Raw genomic sequence first — 14,300 nt, 5'->3', positions numbered from 1 at the left:
GAACGCTCCTGATGGCAAGCTTCCTCGACTTCGAGAAACCGATCGCCGAGCTTCAGGGCCGGATTGACGAACTGCGTGAGACCGCGAGCGACGGCGCGCTGGATATCAGCGCCGACGTGGCACGGCTCCAGGCCAAATCCGACAAGCTGCTGCGCGACACCTATGCCAAGCTGACGCCGTGGCAAAAGACGCAGGTCGCGCGGCATCCCGATCGGCCGCACTTCAAACATTATGTCGAGGGGCTGTTCGACGATTTCTTGCCGCTGGCGGGCGATCGCGCCTTTGGCGACGATCAGGCGATCCTCGGCGGTTTCGCGACCTTCCGCGGCCGCAAGGTGATGGTGCTTGGCCACGAGAAGGGCGACGACACCGCGAGCCGGCTCCGCCACAATTTCGGCATGGGCAAGCCCGAGGGCTATCGCAAGGCGATCCGGCTGATGCAGCTTGCCGACCGGTTCGGCCTGCCGGTGGTGACGCTGGTCGATACGTCGGGCGCCTTCCCCGGCGTCCAGGCCGAGGAGCGCGGGCAGGCCGAGGCGATTGCGCGCGCGACCGAACAATGCCTGGCGCTGGGCGTGCCGATGGTCGCGTCGATCCTCGGCGAGGGCGGTTCGGGCGGCGCGATCGCGCTGGCGACGGGCAATCGCGTGCTGATGTTCGAACACGCCGTCTATTCGGTGATCTCGCCCGAAGGCTGCGCCTCGATCCTGTGGCGCACCGGCGACAAGGCGGCCGAGGCTGCCGAGGCGATGAAGGTGACCGCGCAGGATCTTAAGAGCCTGGGCGTGATCGACGGCATCGTGCCCGAACCGCTCGGCGGCGCGCATCGCGAGCCTTCGGCGGCGATCGCCGAGCTGGGTGATGCGATCGCGGGCGCGCTCGGCGAACTCGACGGGCTCGACGCCGCCGCGCTGCGCGCCGATCGTCGTGCCAAATTTCTCGCGATCGGGCGGCTGTAGAGCGATTTCGAGCCGGGTGGAATCACCCGCGCGCGCTTCCCCGGCGAAGGCCGGGGTCCAGCATCGGGCCGCTCGTAACTGGACCCCGGCCTTCGCCGGGGAAGAGGAGTTGGGGAGGACGAAGCGCCGACGTCGTTGACGTCCGCGCGGCGATGATTGGTTTTGTGGCGCGGTATACGAAAAGGGCGGCGAAGCCTTGGCCTCGCCGCCCCAGACGTTTCAGGCTATGGCGCGCTTAGCTGCCCGAGCCGTTCGCCATCGTGCTCGACACCTCGTTGAAGGTGTTGCCGAGCTGCTTGCCGAGGCCCGACATCGCGGCGATCGCGGCAACCGCGATCAGCGCGGCGATCAGGCCGTATTCGATGGCGGTCGCGCCCTTCTTGTCCGAAAAAATCTTGCGAATCGTCTTCATGATCCGATCTCCAATGGTTCCAAACGTTCAGTCACCCGGCTGAACCGGAAGAGACCGGGCCAGCAGACAGGGGATTACGGAGAGGAAGTTGAGAATCTCTAAACGCGAACCGTTTCGGCGGCGTCAATCGTCGCCGGGCGCCGCGACATTATTGTCGATCGTGTTCCACAAGTTGGTGGTCACGTCGGCGAGTTGGGTGAGCGCGGCCATCATCGCGAGGACGATGAAAGCGCACATCAGGCCATATTCGATGGCGGCGCCGCCTCGGCGATTCCGATAGAGGTTGCGGGCGAACTGCAGCATCGCGGCCCCATTCTGGTACGACGTCGAACGTCACGCCTAGATCGGGAGGGTTAACAAATGGAGAATGCCGGGCCGGCGCGTCGTTCGATCCTCGTCGTCGCCGCCGCGCTGATCGATCCCGAAGGGCGCGTCCTGGTGCAGCAGCGCGCGCCGGGCAAATCGCTGGCGGGGCTGTGGGAATTTCCGGGCGGCAAGGCCGAGCCGGGGGAAAGCCCGGAGGAAGCGCTCGTGCGCGAACTCGACGAGGAACTCGGGATCGCGATCGACGCGGCGGCGCTGTCGCCGGTCGCTTTCTCCACCGCGACGGACGACGCGCTGTCGCTCGTGCTGCTGCTGTTCGCGAGCCGGGTATGGCGCGGCGTGCCGCGGCCGTTCGACGCGGCGGCGCTGCGATGGTGCGCCATCGACGCGCTACGCCGCCTTCCGATGCCGCCGGCGGACGTGCCGCTGATCGATCCGCTGGCGCCGTGGCTCAGCGCGACTTGAGCACCGCTGCAAGCGACGCCGTGGCGCTGCCGCGCCGCGCGGGCTTGGGTTGCGAGGGCGCCGGTGCCCAACCGGTCAGCGCGATGATGTCGAAACGTTCGGCGGTGCGGCCGTCGCTATCGGCGCGTTCGGCGAACAGCGCGGCGGCGCGGGCAAGCGTGTCGCGACCGAGCGCGGTGGGATCGGGCAACAAGCTGGTCGCGGCCATCCCGCGCAGGTCGCGCAGCAGGCTGAAGATGTCGCGATAGCGCACCGTCAGCGTCTCGGTGTCCGCAACCGGCAGCGCGAAGCCTGCGCGGACCAGCAGGTCGCCCGCTGAACGGACGTCGATGCGCGGATGCGTGCGCGCCGCCGGGCGCGCCGCTTCGGCATCGAGCAAGACGCTGCGCAGCGTCGCCAGGCTGTCGCCGCCGAGAAACGCACCGAGGAACAGCCCGTCCGGGCGCAGCGCGCGCCGTGCCAGCGTGAGCGCGCCGGGCACGTCGTTGACGCTGTCGAGCACGCCTGCCGATACCACCAGATCGACACTTGCATCGGCGATCGGCAGGCGATCCTCGTCGGCCTGGATGCCTCCGGCCGCCGCGGCGAAGTGGCGCCCGGCGTCGATGCGGGCGATCCGCCGGGCGTTGGCGGGCGTGAAGCCGCCGTCGAAACAGCCGAGATCGAGCACGTCGTCGAAGTGTCGCTTCACCGAGGCGAGTCGTTCGGCGATGCCGTCGATCATCTGTGCCCGCACGAAATCGTAATCGCCGAAATGCGGGGCGGCGCGATCCCGCCGCAAGCGGCGGCGATGGCGATCGAAGATGTCGGGGCGGTCCACGGCGGCACTTGTGCCGCCACGCCGCTTTGGCGACAAGGGGGCATGGGGGGAATAGCGCGCATGTTCGGCCGGGGGGTGCGGTGGGCGCTGCCGTCGCGTTGCCCCGGCTGCGGGGCGGTGGCCGAGGCCGATCACCGCTTTTGCGGCGCCTGCTGGGGCAAGCTCCGCTTCCTCGGCCCGCCGTGGTGTGCAGGGTGCGGCGAGCCCTTTGCCTTCGATCGCGGTGAAAATGCGCGTTGCGGCGCCTGCCTCGATTCGCCGCCACGCCATGACGGCGCGCGCGCGGCGGTCGCTTATGGCGAGATTGCGCGCCGCGTCGTGCTGCGGCTCAAATATGGCGGCCGTGCCGCGCTTGCCGAGACGGTCGCGCGGCCAATGGCGCGGCTGCTGCCCGCCGATGCCGATCTGCTCGTGCCGGTGCCGCTGCACCGCTGGCGGCTGTGGTCGCGCGGGTTCAACCAGGCGGCGCTGATCGCGGCCGCGCTCGCAAAGGCGAGCGGGGTGGCGAGCGATCCGACGCTGCTCGTGCGTCGGCGTAGGACGCCGCCATTGCGTGGCATGGGGCCGCGTGCCCGCGCGAAGACGGTAGCGGGTGCCTTTGAGGTCGCCGGTCGTGCGACGGCGGCGCTTGGCGGCAAGCGCATCGTCCTGATCGACGACGTTCATACCAGCGGCGCCACGGCCGACGCCTGTACCCGCGCTTTGCGCAAGGCCGGGGCGGCACGGGTGACCGTCTTGTGCTGGGCGCGCGTGCTCGCGGGCGAACCGCACGATTGACAAGCGCCCGATCGCGCCACACCTCGGAAGGCATGGCAAAGGTCGAAATCTACACCAAGGCATTCTGCGGCTATTGCGCGCGCGCCAAGCGGCTGCTCGACGACAAGGGCGTCGCCTATGAGGAAACCGATATCACGATGGGCGGGCCGAAGCGCGCCGAGATGATCGAGCGCGCGGGCGGGCGGATGACGGTGCCGCAGATCTTCATCAACGGCGCGTATATCGGCGGTTCGGACGACCTTGCCGAGGCCGAGCGTGCCGGGCGGCTGGACGCGCTGCTGGGCCGATGAAGCTCGCGCTGCTCCAGATGACGAGCGGGATCGATCCCGCGGCCAACGCCGGCACGATCGTCGACGCGATCGAGCGTGCGGCCGGCGATGGGGTGGCGATGGTGTTCACCCCAGAAATGTCTGGGCTGCTCGATCGTGATCGCGCGCGGGGGCACACGCAGATCGCGACCGAGGCGGACGATCGCGTGCTCGCCGCGGTGCGCGAGGCGGCGGCGCGGCATGGGATATGGGTGCATCTAGGCTCGCTCGCGCTCCGGCGCGACGACGGGCGGCTCGCCAATCGCGGTTTCGTGATCGACGATCATGGCGCGATCCGCGCGCGCTACGACAAGCTCCATCTGTTCGACGTCGATCTGCCGACCGGCGAGAGCTGGCGCGAATCGGCGGCGTTTGCCGGTGGCGAGACGGCGGTGGTGGCCGAGACACCGGCCGGGCCGCTTGGTCTCTCGATCTGTTACGACCTGCGGTTTCCGGCGCTCTATCAGGCATTGAGCGCGGCCGGCGCGCGCGTGCTCGCGGTGCCCGCCGCCTTCACCCGGCCGACGGGCGCGGCGCACTGGCATATCCTGCTGCGCGCCCGCGCGATCGAATCGGCGGCCTATGTCGTCGCTGCCGCGCAGACCGGTATCCACGAGGATGGCCGGGCAACCTATGGTCATTCGCTGGTGATCGATCCGTGGGGCGAGGTGCTGCTCGACATGGGCGAGGCAGCGGGGCTCGGCATGGTCGAGATCGATCCGGCGGCGATCGAGGCGGTGCGCGCGCGCATCCCGGTGATCGCGCATCGCCGCGCTATCCCCGAGGTGACGCTGGCATGATCGTCTTCGACCTGCGCTGCGCGACCGGCCATGTCTTCGAGGCGTGGTTCGGCTCGTCCGCCGATTATGACGATCAGCGTGCGCGCAATCTGGTGGCATGCCCGATCTGCGGCGATGCGGGCGTGGAAAAGGCGCTGATGGCGCCCAACGTCGCCGCCAAGGGCAATCGTACCGGCGGTGCCGCGCCCGCAGAGATGAAGGCCGCGCTCGCGGCGCTGGCGGCGGCGCAGGAAAAGGCGCTCGAGGGCTCGGAATGGGTAGGGCGCTCGTTCGCCGATCGCGCCCGCGCGATGCACGACGGCGAGGAAGCGCAGGCGACGATCCACGGCCAGGCGACGCCTGCCGAAGCGAAGGCGCTCGTCGAGGATGGCGTTCCGGTCGCGCCGTTGCCGTTCCCGATCATTCCGCCCGGTGCCCGCAATTGACCGCAGGTTCGCCCACCATTACCAGACCGGCCGGCGCCCCCGTAGCTCAGCAGGATAGAGCGACGGTTTCCTAAACCGCAGGCCAGAGGTTCGAGTCCTCTCGGGGGCACCAGTCTTTTGCGACAGGGAGGCCCGCGATGCCGCTGTATGAAATCGATGCCAAAGCGCCGCAGCTTCCCGCCGACGGGTCGAGCTGGGTGGCGCCCTCGGCGGACCTGATCGGCGATGTGCAATTGGGGCGCGAGGTCGGGATCTGGTTCGGCGCCGTCATCCGGGCGGACAATACCGCGATCGTCGTCGGCGATCGCACCAATGTGCAGGAAGGCGCGATGCTCCATTCGGATCCCGGCTTTCCGTTGACGCTGGGGGAAGATTGCACGATCGGCCATCACGCGATCCTGCACGGCTGCACGATCGGCGACCGGGTGCTGGTCGGGATGGGCGCGACCGTGCTCAACGGGGCCGTGATCGGCGAGGATAGCCTGATCGGCGCCGGCGCGCTGGTGACCGAGGGCAAGACCTTCCCGCCGCGCAGCCTGATCGTCGGTGCGCCCGCACGCGCGGTGCGCGAACTGACGCCCGAGATGATCGCCCAACTCAAGGGCGGGGCCGATCACTATGTGGCGCGTCAGCGGCATTTCTCCGGGGACTTGCGGCGGATAGATTGACGGCGGTCTATACGGCGCTCAGGCGAAAGAGGCCCGCGCCGTGGGGCGGCAGCGTGGTCCCGAACGTGCGCCGGACAGTAGCAATCGGTGCCCCGGCCCAGAGATCGCGCACCGCCGCACCCTCGCCCAGCCCAAGGCCGGCAAGCGGCGCCGATATGGATTCGGGTGCATCGCCGAGGTTGAACAGCGCGAGATAGATATCGCCGGTTCGGGGTTCGCGCGCGGCCCAGCCGACGCGGTTGCCCTCGCGGAACAACTGGCGGCCGCCCTCGCTCGCCTGATTGACGGCGATCACGCCGGGGTTGGTGAGCAGCGCCAGCGTGGCGGGATCGAGCGCGCGCAGGTCGCCGCCCATGATGAGTGGTGAGCGGGCAATCGCCCACAAGGTCATCATCGTGCGCTGTTCGTCGGGCGTGAAGCGCGTGGGGCGCTCGCCCAGCGCGAGCAGCCCGAGCGGGAGCATATCGGCATCGGGCCAGGCGCCGCGGCGGCGGTGCGGCGCCCAGTTCGCGAGCCGTTCGAACTGCGCGAGAAGCAGCGGCCATTCGTCCCAGAAATCGTCGCTGATCCGCCACATATTCGCGTGCGCCGCGACATGATCGGCGGCCGATAGCGGTGTCTCGCCCGGCGACAGGCTGAGCACCATCGGACGGCCCGATGCGTCGATCGCGCGGCGCACGGCCTCGATCTCGGGCTGGTTGCGGTGATAGGGGCGGCTGATGTCGTCGACCTTGACGAAATCGACGCCCCACGACGCAATCAGCCGGAACACGCTGTCATAATAGGCCTGCGCGCCCGGCTTGCTCATATCGACGCCGTACATGTCCGAATTCCACGAGCAGACGTTGACGCGATCGGCGATGTCGCCGCAGCGGTGGCGGGTGCCCGCGATCGGCAGGTTGCGATCGGCGGCAAGCCGGGGCACGCCGCGCATCAGGTGGATGCCGAAGCGCAGGCCGAGCGCGTGCGCCATATCGGCCAGCGGGCGGAAGCCGGCGCCGCCTGTGGCCGAGGGAAAGCGGTTGGGGGCGGGGAGCAGGCGGCCATAGCCGTCCATCGCCAGTTCGACCCCGGTGCGATACTCGAACCCGGTCGCGCCGGGCTCATACCACTGGATATCGACCGTGAAGATGTCATAGCCCGCCGGCAGCAGCTTTTCGGCCATGATCGCGGCGATTTCGCGCGCCTGCGCTTCGTTGATCGTCGCGGCGAAACTGTCCCAACTGTTCCAGCCCATCGGCGGGCGTGGCGCGAGATCGTGGAAGTCGGGCGCGGTGGCCGCACGAGCGAAGGCGGGCGTCAGCGTGGCGGCGGCGGCGAGCCCCGCCATCGTGCTGCGTCGCGTCCAGCCGGGCATCAGCGGGCCTCGCTTTCGATCATCCGCACTTCATAGACCGGCGCATCGGTGCCGCGCGTTTCGATGCGAACGCGGACCTTGGCCTTGCCGCGCGTGAGATCGGGCGGGATCGCATAATCCTTGGCGACGAACGCCTTCACCGGCGGCTCGGCACGGCGTTCCTCGGCGATTTGCACGCCGTCGATCAGGATGACGAAATCCTTGTTGGTCTCCTCGCCCCAATAGAGCACGCGCATCGCCATCGGGCCGGGGCGGACGGCGAGGTCGAATTCGAGCCAGTTGCCGACGCCCCACCACGCCTGCCGCCCGGCGCGTCCGTCCCACGAAAGAAGATCACTCTGGTTGGAGGCGAAGCCGTGATCCTGTTCGGGCTGCTGTTCGCCAAGCTGGATGACATCGACCGTGCGTTTCGCGAGCGCGGCGCTGGCGCGCTGCCCGGCGATGAAGGCGGCTTCCTCCTTCGCCCAGCGATCGGCGGTGAAGGTGGGGAAATAAACCGCGGTGCGGCGGTCGTATTGCGCGAAGAAGGGGACAAGCGTGGCGGGCTCGGGCTTCGCATCCGCCATGCGGAAGCGGTGTGCGGTGGCGTCCAGCGGCGTGAGCGCTGCGCCGGCATCGGCGGCGACGAGCGTTGGGGGGAGGGCGTCGAAAGGGGCGTTCGCGGGGCCGAGATCGGCGGCGAGGACGACGGGGCCGTGGGTATAGGCGACGATCGTTGGATCGTCTGGCGTGGGTTCGGCCTTGAGCGCCATCGGCAACGTCAGCGTGATCCGATCGCCCGCACGCCAGCGGCGATCGAGCAGCGCATAGCCGTCGCGGCGCTCGATCGGGGTGGCGACATCGTTGATCGCGATCATCGGGTCTTTCGCCCAGCCGGGAAGGCGGAGCGCGAGGGCGCGCGTCTTGCCGGGCCTGGCGACCGTAAGCGTCACCTCGTCCTCGAACGGAAAGCGCGTCGCGAGATCGAGTTTCCAGCCGTCCCAATCGAGCGTCGAGGCGATGAACAGGTTGACGTAGAGCGTGCGCGCGTCGTGCCAGTAGATCGAATCGCCGTGCTTTGAGTGGCTCTCCATCCCCGAGCCCACGCAGCACCAGAAGCTGTCGTCGCGGGTCGACCAGGTGCGCCGCGCGCCCGCCGAGAGCGGCATGAAATAGGCGAACATGCCGGTGGCCGGGTGCTGGTGCGCGAGGATGTGATTGAGGTGGACGCGCTCGTAATAGTCGAACAGGGCCGCATCGGGCGCCCAGCCGTACACATGCCGCGTGAGCTTGAGCATGTTGTAGCTGTTGCACGCCTCACAGGTGCGCTCGGTGATGAAGGGGGCGATTTTGTCGGGCGGGCCGAAATGCTCGCGTTCCGAATTGCCGCCGATGACGTAGCTGTGATGATGGACCACCACGTCGCGGAAGAAGCGCGCGGCGGTCTGGTGATCGCGATTGCCGGTCAATTCGTAGAGACGGGCGAGGCCGATCAGCTTGGGGATCTGCGTGTTGGCGTGGAGCCCCGAAAGCTGATCGTGCTCGGCGGCGAGGGGATCGAGGATCTTGCGATCGTGGATACGCTCGGCGAGCCGGAGCCAGCGTGGGTCGCCGGTGATCGCGAAGGTATCGGCATAGCTTTCGTTCAAGCCGCCATATTCGGAGGCGAGCAGCGTCTGCATCTCGGCATCGTCGAGGCCTTCGAGGATCGTCGCGAGATAGCCCGCCATCGCGAGCATCACCGGCAGCGCCGCCGCGATCTTGCCGATCCGGTACGCGTCGATCAGCCCGGCATGAACCTTGTGCCAGGTGTAGAGCGGCACCCAGCCGCCGTTGATATCGAACCCGCCGGTGCGGATGATGTGGCGGCGGATTTCCTCGAACACGATCTTGCCGTCGACCACCTTGCCGTCGCGCTCGACGGTGGTGCCGCCGATATAGCCGTCGCCATGCGCGCGCTGGCATTCGGCGAGATCGGTGACGATGTGCGTGATGCGGTCGCGCACCGCTGCGTCGCCGGTCTGTGCGTGCATCAGCGAGCAGGCGGAGAGGTAATGGCCGAGCGAATGGCCGGCGATGCCGCGCGCTTCCCAGCCGCCATAGACGGGCGCCTTGGGCTTCAGCCCGGCGCTTGCCCGGAAGTTGTGGAGCAGACGGTCGGGGTCGAGCGACAGCAGGAATTCGCGATTCTTGTCCACCGCATCGCGGAACGGCGAGGGGCCGAGCCGCACCGCGTCGAGCGGGACGGGCTCGACGCGGATGCGGGGGCTTGCCACCGCCGTGCGCGCCGCCACCGGGCCGGCGAGCGCGACCACGCTCGCCGACGCCAGGAAAGCGCGCCGCGACAGCATCACTGCGTGACCGCGACCACCGCGACCGACTTGGCCGGCAGGTCGAACACCAGCTTGCCGCCCACGTTCTTGCCCGCATAGGCGACCGGGTGGATCGTGTTGGGTGCGTCGAACGTGTTGTGCGTGTCGATCGCGGGGCCGGTGAGGATGCGGCCCGTGGCGGTGCCGCCAAGCCCGGTCGTCACCCGCGCGGCGCGATCGGGATCGAGGTTGACGAGCGACAGGTACAGCTTGCCGTCGGCGCCTTTGGCGGCGGAGACGTCGACCATCGGCAGATCGTATTCGCCCTGCTTGTAGCGCGGGCCTTCGACCGTGGCGGGATAGGGCGTCGCGCCCTGGAACGGCACGTACATGTCGAAGACGTGATAGGTCGGCGTCAGCAGCATCTTGTCGTCCCTGGTCAGGATCATCGCCTGGAGGACGTTCACCATCTGCGCGATCGCGGCGAGCTTCACGCGATCGGTGTGGCGGTGGAAGATGTTGAGCGTCAGCGCCGCGACCTCGGCATCGCGCAGGCTGTTCTGCTGATAGAGGAAGCCGGGGTGCGAGCCGGGTTCCTGATCGTACCAGGTGCCCCATTCGTCGACATAGAGCGCGACGCGCTTGTCGGGATCGTATTTGTCCATGATCGCCGAATGCTTGGTGACGAGTTCGTCCATGTGCAGCGCGTGGACGAGTGTCGAGGCCCAGGCGGCCTTGTCGAAGCCCGTCGCGGGCCCCTTATGCTCCCACGAGCCGGGGAAGGTGTAATAATGCAGGCTGAGCGCGTCCATCGTGCGCGCGGCGTCGCGCATGAACACTTCGGTCCAGTGGTAATCGTCGACATTGGCGCCCGAGCCGACGCGCACGATCGGCCCGCCCTCCGATTGCCGCTGGACGAAGGTGGCATAGCGGCGATGCTCGTTGGCGGCGTGCTCGGCGGTCATGTTGCCGCCGCAGCCCCAGGTTTCGTTGCCGACACCGAAATATTTGAGGTTGGTCCACGGCTTGTCGCGGCCGTTGGCGCGGCGTTCCTCGGCGAGCGTCGACTTGCCGCCGGCGGTCATGTATTCGATCCATTGCTGCATGTCGCGCGGCGCCATCGACCCCATGTTGCCCGCGACATAGGCGTCGGCGCCGAGCCGTTCGGCATAGTCCATGAATTCGTTGGTGCCGAAGCTGTTGTCATAGGTGACGCCGCCCCAGGTATAGTTGATCCGCACCGGGCGCTTCTCGCGCGGGCCGATGCCGTCGCGCCAGTCATATTGATCGGCGAAGCAGCCGCCGGGCCAGCGGATCACGGGGATATGCAGCTTGTCGAGCGCGGCCATCACGTCGCTGCGATAGCCGTTGGTGTTGGGGATTTTCGAATCGGGGCCGACCCAGATGCCGTCGTAGAGGCCGCGGCCGAGATCCTCGGCGAACTGGCCCTGGATTGCGGGTTCGATTTTCGCGCCGGGCGAATTAAGGTCGATCGCGACCGAAACCTGCGCGGGCTGCTGTGCCATCGCCGGCATCGCCACCATCATCGCGGCGGCCGACAAGGCGGTGCGCGTCCACATTTTCATCGCTCTGCTCCCCTTTTTTCAAAGAATCGATCGCCGGCTTCCGGCGGGTTCTATTAACTCAGACATATAATGCTGGCGCGATACGTCAATCGCTTCGTGTCGATAGCGATAGCGCTCTCAGAAACCACGGAATGGTGCACGGTCGTGGATTTCCGGCAACACCTGTTGGTTTTTGTCTGAGAAATACGCACAGGCGCTTGCGCGCTACCGATCGCGGGTCTAATAAATTGTCTGAGTTAATAATCCGACGAGAAAGCGGCGCGAAGCCGATGAACCGTCCGATTTGGGGAGAGGGGTAGTTTAAATGGCTGCGAAGCTTGCAATCCTGTGTTCGGCATCGTTGATCGGTCTGGCTGCTGCGGGCAGCCCGGCGTTCGCGCAAACCGCTGTCGATGATGGGCAGGACACCGGCGCCGATATCGTCGTCACCGGCGTTCGCGCCAGCATGATCCAGGCACTAGAGGTCAAGCGCGATTCGACCCAGGTGGTCGAATCGGTCGTCGCCGAGGATGTCGGCAAGCTGCCCGACAACAACGTCGTCGAGGCGCTCCAGCGGCTTTCCGGCGTGCAGGTGACCAACCGTGGCGGCGGCGAAACCGGGACGCTGTCGATTCGCGGCCTGCCCGATCCGTTGACGACGATGAACGGCCGCGAGATTTTCACCGCGGCGGGACGCTCGTTCGCGCTTCAGGATATCGCCGCGACGCTCGTCAAGCGGATCGACGTCTACAAGACGCGCGCGGCCGACCAGATCGAGACCGGGCTTGCCGGGCAGATCGACGTGCAGACACGCCGTCCGTTCGATTTCGACGGTTTCGCGCTCTCCGCAACGGGGCGCGGCATCTATAACGAGACCTCGGATACGCTGAACCCCAATGTCAGCCTGCTCGTCAGCGATCGCTGGGAAACCGGGGTCGGCGATATCGGCCTGATGGTGAACGGCAGCTACGCCCGCACCAAATATCGCGACATGAGCATCACCGCGGGCGCGCTGGTGCCGTTCGTCACCGAGAATCCGCCGGCGGGCACGGGCTTTACGCCGCTCCAGCGCGTTTTCCCGGAGACAGGTGCGTGGCAGCCGGGGCTCGATCGCGGGCTTCCGACCGAGGAAGGCTCGACCTTCGTCCTGAACGGGATTGATACGCCCTATTACCTTGCCCGCGACGCGGTGTTCAGCCCCGACGTGCGCGGCGATCGCAAACGGCCCTCGGTCAATGCGGCGTTGCAATGGTCGCCCAATTCGAGTTCGGTTTATACGGCCGAATTCTTCTGGACGGGGTTCCGCCAGACGACCTTCAACAATCTGTTCTTCAGCTTCGTCGACTGGTGGGGCAGCCTCGGCCCCAATCCCGCGGATACGATCACGCTCTATCCCGGCACCAACATCATCAAGACGCGCACCGTTGGCGATGTGTTCGGGTTCAACAGTGGCGACATCACCAAGAGCAAGACCGACAGCTTCGTCTATGCGCTCAATGGCCAGTGGGAGGTGGGCGACAGCGCGCACATCTCCGCCGACCTCGCGTATCAGGACAGCAAGAACCAGTCGCAGTTCTTCGCGATGCGGACCACGCGCGTGGCGCCGCAGATCATGGTCGATTTCAACACCGGTAACGGGTATCCGTCATACAATTTCTCGGATAATTCGGTGCTTGCCGATCCGAGCGCGTGGACGGTCGGCGAACTGTACGACAATGCCGACAAGTCAAGCGGTTCGGCCTGGACCTTCCGGCTCGACGGCAAGAAGGATTTCGACGGCGGCTTCCTGCGACAGGTCAAGGCGGGCATTCGCTACGACAACCGCAAGGCCGCGTCCTCGGTGCGCGGGCAGGATGCGCCCGCGCTCAACGTGCCGTTCACCTCGCTGCCCGAAGGCGCGCAATATCTGAACCACGGCTTCTTCAACGGCCGCGCGAGCGTGCCCACGTCGTGGGTGGTCGCGAACGGCTATTACAACCTCGCCCATGCCGACGAGATCCGCGAACTCTATCGCTCGACGGTCGATCCCGGCATCCTGCTCAGCGACGATCTGACGATGACGCGGGTGTTCGACATCAACGAGATCACGATGTCGGCCTATATCCAGGCGGATGGCGAGCTGACGATCTTCGGCCGGCCGCTGCGGTTGCAGGCCGGGTTGCGCTATACCGATGTCGATACCGACGTGACCTTCACCGACCGCTATTCGCTGGTGACGACAAGAGGGTCGTCGGGGACCTGGAAATTCCTGCCCAGCGCGACCGCGATCTTCGACGTCACCGACAAACTCCGGTTGCGGTTCAACTACGGCAAGACGCTGCGGCGCCCGGCGTTCGGCGATCTCAATTCCAATTTCAACCTGACGGGCGATCTGACGCAGGTCGGCTACGGTTCGGGCTCGGCGGGCAACCCCAACCTGCGCTCGACCCAATCGACCAATTACGATCTCTCGCTCGAATGGTATTTCGATCGCGACAGCGCGATCTACACCACCTTGTTCCGCCGCGAGGTCGACGGGCTGGTGGTGCCGATCACCTCGCTGGTGCAGGTGCCGGGGACGGGACTCAACACCGATACCTTCCTCGTCACGCGGCCGCAGAACGCGTCGAACGGCGTGCTCAAGGGAATCGAACTGGGGGCGCTCTATTTCCCCGATTACCTGCCGGGCATCCTGCGCGGACTGGGCGTGCAGGGCAGCATGACCATCCTCGATTCGAAACAGAACATCCCGCAGGTCGATATCGACGGCAATGTGATCGGGCAGGATTCGTCGCCGTTCTTCGGGGTGTCCGATCTGTCGTACAACGTCACGCTGGCCTACGATCGCAAGCCGGTCGGGGTGCGGCTCTCTTATGTCTGGCGCAAGAACTTCCTGTCGAACAACGAGGCGCGGCTGTTCGCCAATCCGATCGGCGTGTGGCGCGTGCCCGAAAAGAGCCTCGACCTTCAGGTGACGCTCGATGTCACCAAGCGGCTGGGCATCACCTTCGATGCCACCAACCTGACCAACGAGGTGCAGCAGAGCTATTACCGGTTCGGCGATGCGGGCGGCTTCGCGACCGACAATCTCGGCTCGACCCTGCTGTCGCGGACCTTCGCGCTCGGCGTCCGCTACAGCTTCAATTGAGG

General features: G+C 66.9%; 14 protein-coding genes and 1 tRNA gene. 9 read left to right on the top strand and 6 right to left on the bottom strand.

Features of this window, described 5'->3' with window-relative positions:
* Window positions 1-11 precede the first annotated feature (11 nt).
* Window positions 12-959, top strand: a complete 948-nt coding sequence (locus tag DFR49_RS14765; RefSeq protein WP_119036502.1) for an acetyl-CoA carboxylase carboxyltransferase subunit alpha — start codon at window positions 12-14, stop codon at window positions 957-959.
* 235 nt (window positions 960-1,194) lie between these two features.
* Here the strand turns inward: DFR49_RS14765 and DFR49_RS14760 are convergent, their stop codons facing one another.
* Complete coding sequence (locus tag DFR49_RS14760; RefSeq protein ID WP_119036501.1) at window positions 1,195-1,371, bottom strand: Flp family type IVb pilin; 177 nt, start codon at window positions 1,369-1,371, stop codon at window positions 1,195-1,197.
* A 123-nt stretch (window positions 1,372-1,494) separates the two neighbouring features.
* The gene (locus DFR49_RS14755; protein WP_119036500.1) at window positions 1,495-1,674 is read right to left on the bottom strand and encodes a Flp family type IVb pilin; all 180 of its coding nucleotides are present in this window, start codon (window positions 1,672-1,674) and stop codon (window positions 1,495-1,497) included.
* A gap of 57 nt (window positions 1,675-1,731) precedes the next feature.
* On the opposite strand from DFR49_RS14755, the gene DFR49_RS14750 reads away from it, so the two are divergent.
* Window positions 1,732-2,160 carry a (deoxy)nucleoside triphosphate pyrophosphohydrolase gene (locus DFR49_RS14750; RefSeq protein WP_119036499.1) on the top strand — a complete coding sequence of 143 codons (429 nt, stop codon included), beginning with the start codon at window positions 1,732-1,734 and terminating at the stop codon, window positions 2,158-2,160.
* Here the strand turns inward: DFR49_RS14750 and DFR49_RS14745 are convergent.
* The gene (locus DFR49_RS14745; RefSeq protein ID WP_119036498.1) at window positions 2,147-2,980 is read right to left on the bottom strand and encodes a methyltransferase domain-containing protein; all 834 of its coding nucleotides are present in this window, start codon (window positions 2,978-2,980) and stop codon (window positions 2,147-2,149) included. The genes DFR49_RS14750 and DFR49_RS14745 overlap by 14 nt on opposite strands.
* Before the next feature lie 60 nt (window positions 2,981-3,040).
* Here DFR49_RS14745 and DFR49_RS14740 point away from each other — a divergent pair, with 60 nt between their 5' ends.
* The 6 genes from DFR49_RS14740 to DFR49_RS14715 all read left to right on the top strand — a co-directional run bounded on the left by DFR49_RS14740 (window position 3,041) and on the right by DFR49_RS14715 (window position 5,958).
* Complete coding sequence (locus DFR49_RS14740) at window positions 3,041-3,757, top strand: ComF family protein (RefSeq protein WP_245968591.1); 717 nt, start codon at window positions 3,041-3,043, stop codon at window positions 3,755-3,757.
* 32 nt (window positions 3,758-3,789) lie between these two features.
* The gene (grxC, locus tag DFR49_RS14735; protein WP_119036496.1) at window positions 3,790-4,047 is read left to right on the top strand and encodes a glutaredoxin 3; all 258 of its coding nucleotides are present in this window, start codon (window positions 3,790-3,792) and stop codon (window positions 4,045-4,047) included.
* Window positions 4,044-4,865, top strand: a complete 822-nt coding sequence (locus DFR49_RS14730; RefSeq protein ID WP_119036495.1) for a carbon-nitrogen hydrolase family protein — start codon at window positions 4,044-4,046, stop codon at window positions 4,863-4,865. Before grxC ends, DFR49_RS14730 begins: the two co-directional genes overlap by 4 nt.
* Window positions 4,862-5,290 carry a DUF1178 family protein gene (locus tag DFR49_RS14725; protein WP_119036494.1) on the top strand — a complete coding sequence of 143 codons (429 nt, stop codon included), beginning with the start codon at window positions 4,862-4,864 and terminating at the stop codon, window positions 5,288-5,290. Before DFR49_RS14730 ends, DFR49_RS14725 begins: the two co-directional genes overlap by 4 nt.
* Before the next feature lie 35 nt (window positions 5,291-5,325).
* Window positions 5,326-5,402: transfer RNA gene (locus DFR49_RS14720), tRNA-Arg, on the top strand.
* 25 nt (window positions 5,403-5,427) lie between these two features.
* A complete protein-coding gene (locus DFR49_RS14715) occupies window positions 5,428-5,958 on the top strand; it encodes a gamma carbonic anhydrase family protein (protein ID WP_119036493.1) in 531 nt (176 codons plus the stop codon).
* A gap of 7 nt (window positions 5,959-5,965) precedes the next feature.
* Here the strand turns inward: DFR49_RS14715 and DFR49_RS14710 are convergent, their stop codons facing one another.
* The 3 genes from DFR49_RS14710 to DFR49_RS14700 are packed head-to-tail and all read right to left on the bottom strand — an operon-like array spanning window position 5,966 to window position 11,192.
* Entirely contained in the window at window positions 5,966-7,315 is a 1,350-nt protein-coding gene (locus tag DFR49_RS14710; RefSeq protein WP_119036492.1) for a glycoside hydrolase family 27 protein, read from the bottom strand.
* Complete coding sequence (locus DFR49_RS14705) at window positions 7,315-9,645, bottom strand: glycoside hydrolase family 127 protein (RefSeq protein WP_119036491.1); 2,331 nt, start codon at window positions 9,643-9,645, stop codon at window positions 7,315-7,317. Before DFR49_RS14705 ends, DFR49_RS14710 begins: the two co-directional genes overlap by 1 nt.
* Complete coding sequence (locus DFR49_RS14700) at window positions 9,645-11,192, bottom strand: alpha-N-arabinofuranosidase (protein WP_119036490.1); 1,548 nt, start codon at window positions 11,190-11,192, stop codon at window positions 9,645-9,647. Before DFR49_RS14700 ends, DFR49_RS14705 begins: the two co-directional genes overlap by 1 nt.
* Window positions 11,193-11,496: 304 nt before the next feature.
* Between DFR49_RS14700 and DFR49_RS14695 the strand changes: the two genes are divergently transcribed.
* Window positions 11,497-14,298 carry a TonB-dependent receptor gene (locus tag DFR49_RS14695; protein WP_119036489.1) on the top strand — a complete coding sequence of 934 codons (2,802 nt, stop codon included), beginning with the start codon at window positions 11,497-11,499 and terminating at the stop codon, window positions 14,296-14,298.
* The last annotated feature ends 2 nt before the right edge of the window (window positions 14,299-14,300 follow it).

The sequence above is a fragment of the Hephaestia caeni genome (assembly GCF_003550065.1).
Lineage (GTDB): Bacteria > Pseudomonadota > Alphaproteobacteria > Sphingomonadales > Sphingomonadaceae > Sphingomonas > Sphingomonas caeni_A.
This window is presented reverse-complemented; position numbering and strand designations above follow the sequence as displayed.

Bases quoted from the DNA above. Each gene is read 5' to 3' on its own strand.
- DFR49_RS14765 (WP_119036502.1), top strand. From the start codon at position 12: ATGGCAAGCTTCCTCGACTTCGAGAAACCGATCGCCGAGCTTCAGGGC.
- DFR49_RS14760 (WP_119036501.1), bottom strand. From the start codon at position 1,371: ATGAAGACGATTCGCAAGATTTTTTCGGACAAGAAGGGCGCGACCGCC.
- DFR49_RS14755 (WP_119036500.1), bottom strand. From the start codon at position 1,674: ATGCTGCAGTTCGCCCGCAACCTCTATCGGAATCGCCGAGGCGGCGCC.
- DFR49_RS14750 (WP_119036499.1), top strand. From the start codon at position 1,732: ATGGAGAATGCCGGGCCGGCGCGTCGTTCGATCCTCGTCGTCGCCGCC.
- DFR49_RS14740 (WP_245968591.1), top strand. From the start codon at position 3,041: ATGTTCGGCCGGGGGGTGCGGTGGGCGCTGCCGTCGCGTTGCCCCGGC.
- grxC (WP_119036496.1), top strand. From the start codon at position 3,790: ATGGCAAAGGTCGAAATCTACACCAAGGCATTCTGCGGCTATTGCGCG.
- DFR49_RS14730 (WP_119036495.1), top strand. From the start codon at position 4,044: ATGAAGCTCGCGCTGCTCCAGATGACGAGCGGGATCGATCCCGCGGCC.
- DFR49_RS14725 (WP_119036494.1), top strand. From the start codon at position 4,862: ATGATCGTCTTCGACCTGCGCTGCGCGACCGGCCATGTCTTCGAGGCG.
- DFR49_RS14715 (WP_119036493.1), top strand. From the start codon at position 5,428: ATGCCGCTGTATGAAATCGATGCCAAAGCGCCGCAGCTTCCCGCCGAC.
- DFR49_RS14710 (WP_119036492.1), bottom strand. From the start codon at position 7,315: ATGCCCGGCTGGACGCGACGCAGCACGATGGCGGGGCTCGCCGCCGCC.
- DFR49_RS14705 (WP_119036491.1), bottom strand. From the start codon at position 9,645: ATGCTGTCGCGGCGCGCTTTCCTGGCGTCGGCGAGCGTGGTCGCGCTC.
- DFR49_RS14700 (WP_119036490.1), bottom strand. From the start codon at position 11,192: ATGAAAATGTGGACGCGCACCGCCTTGTCGGCCGCCGCGATGATGGTG.
- DFR49_RS14695 (WP_119036489.1), top strand. From the start codon at position 11,497: ATGGCTGCGAAGCTTGCAATCCTGTGTTCGGCATCGTTGATCGGTCTG.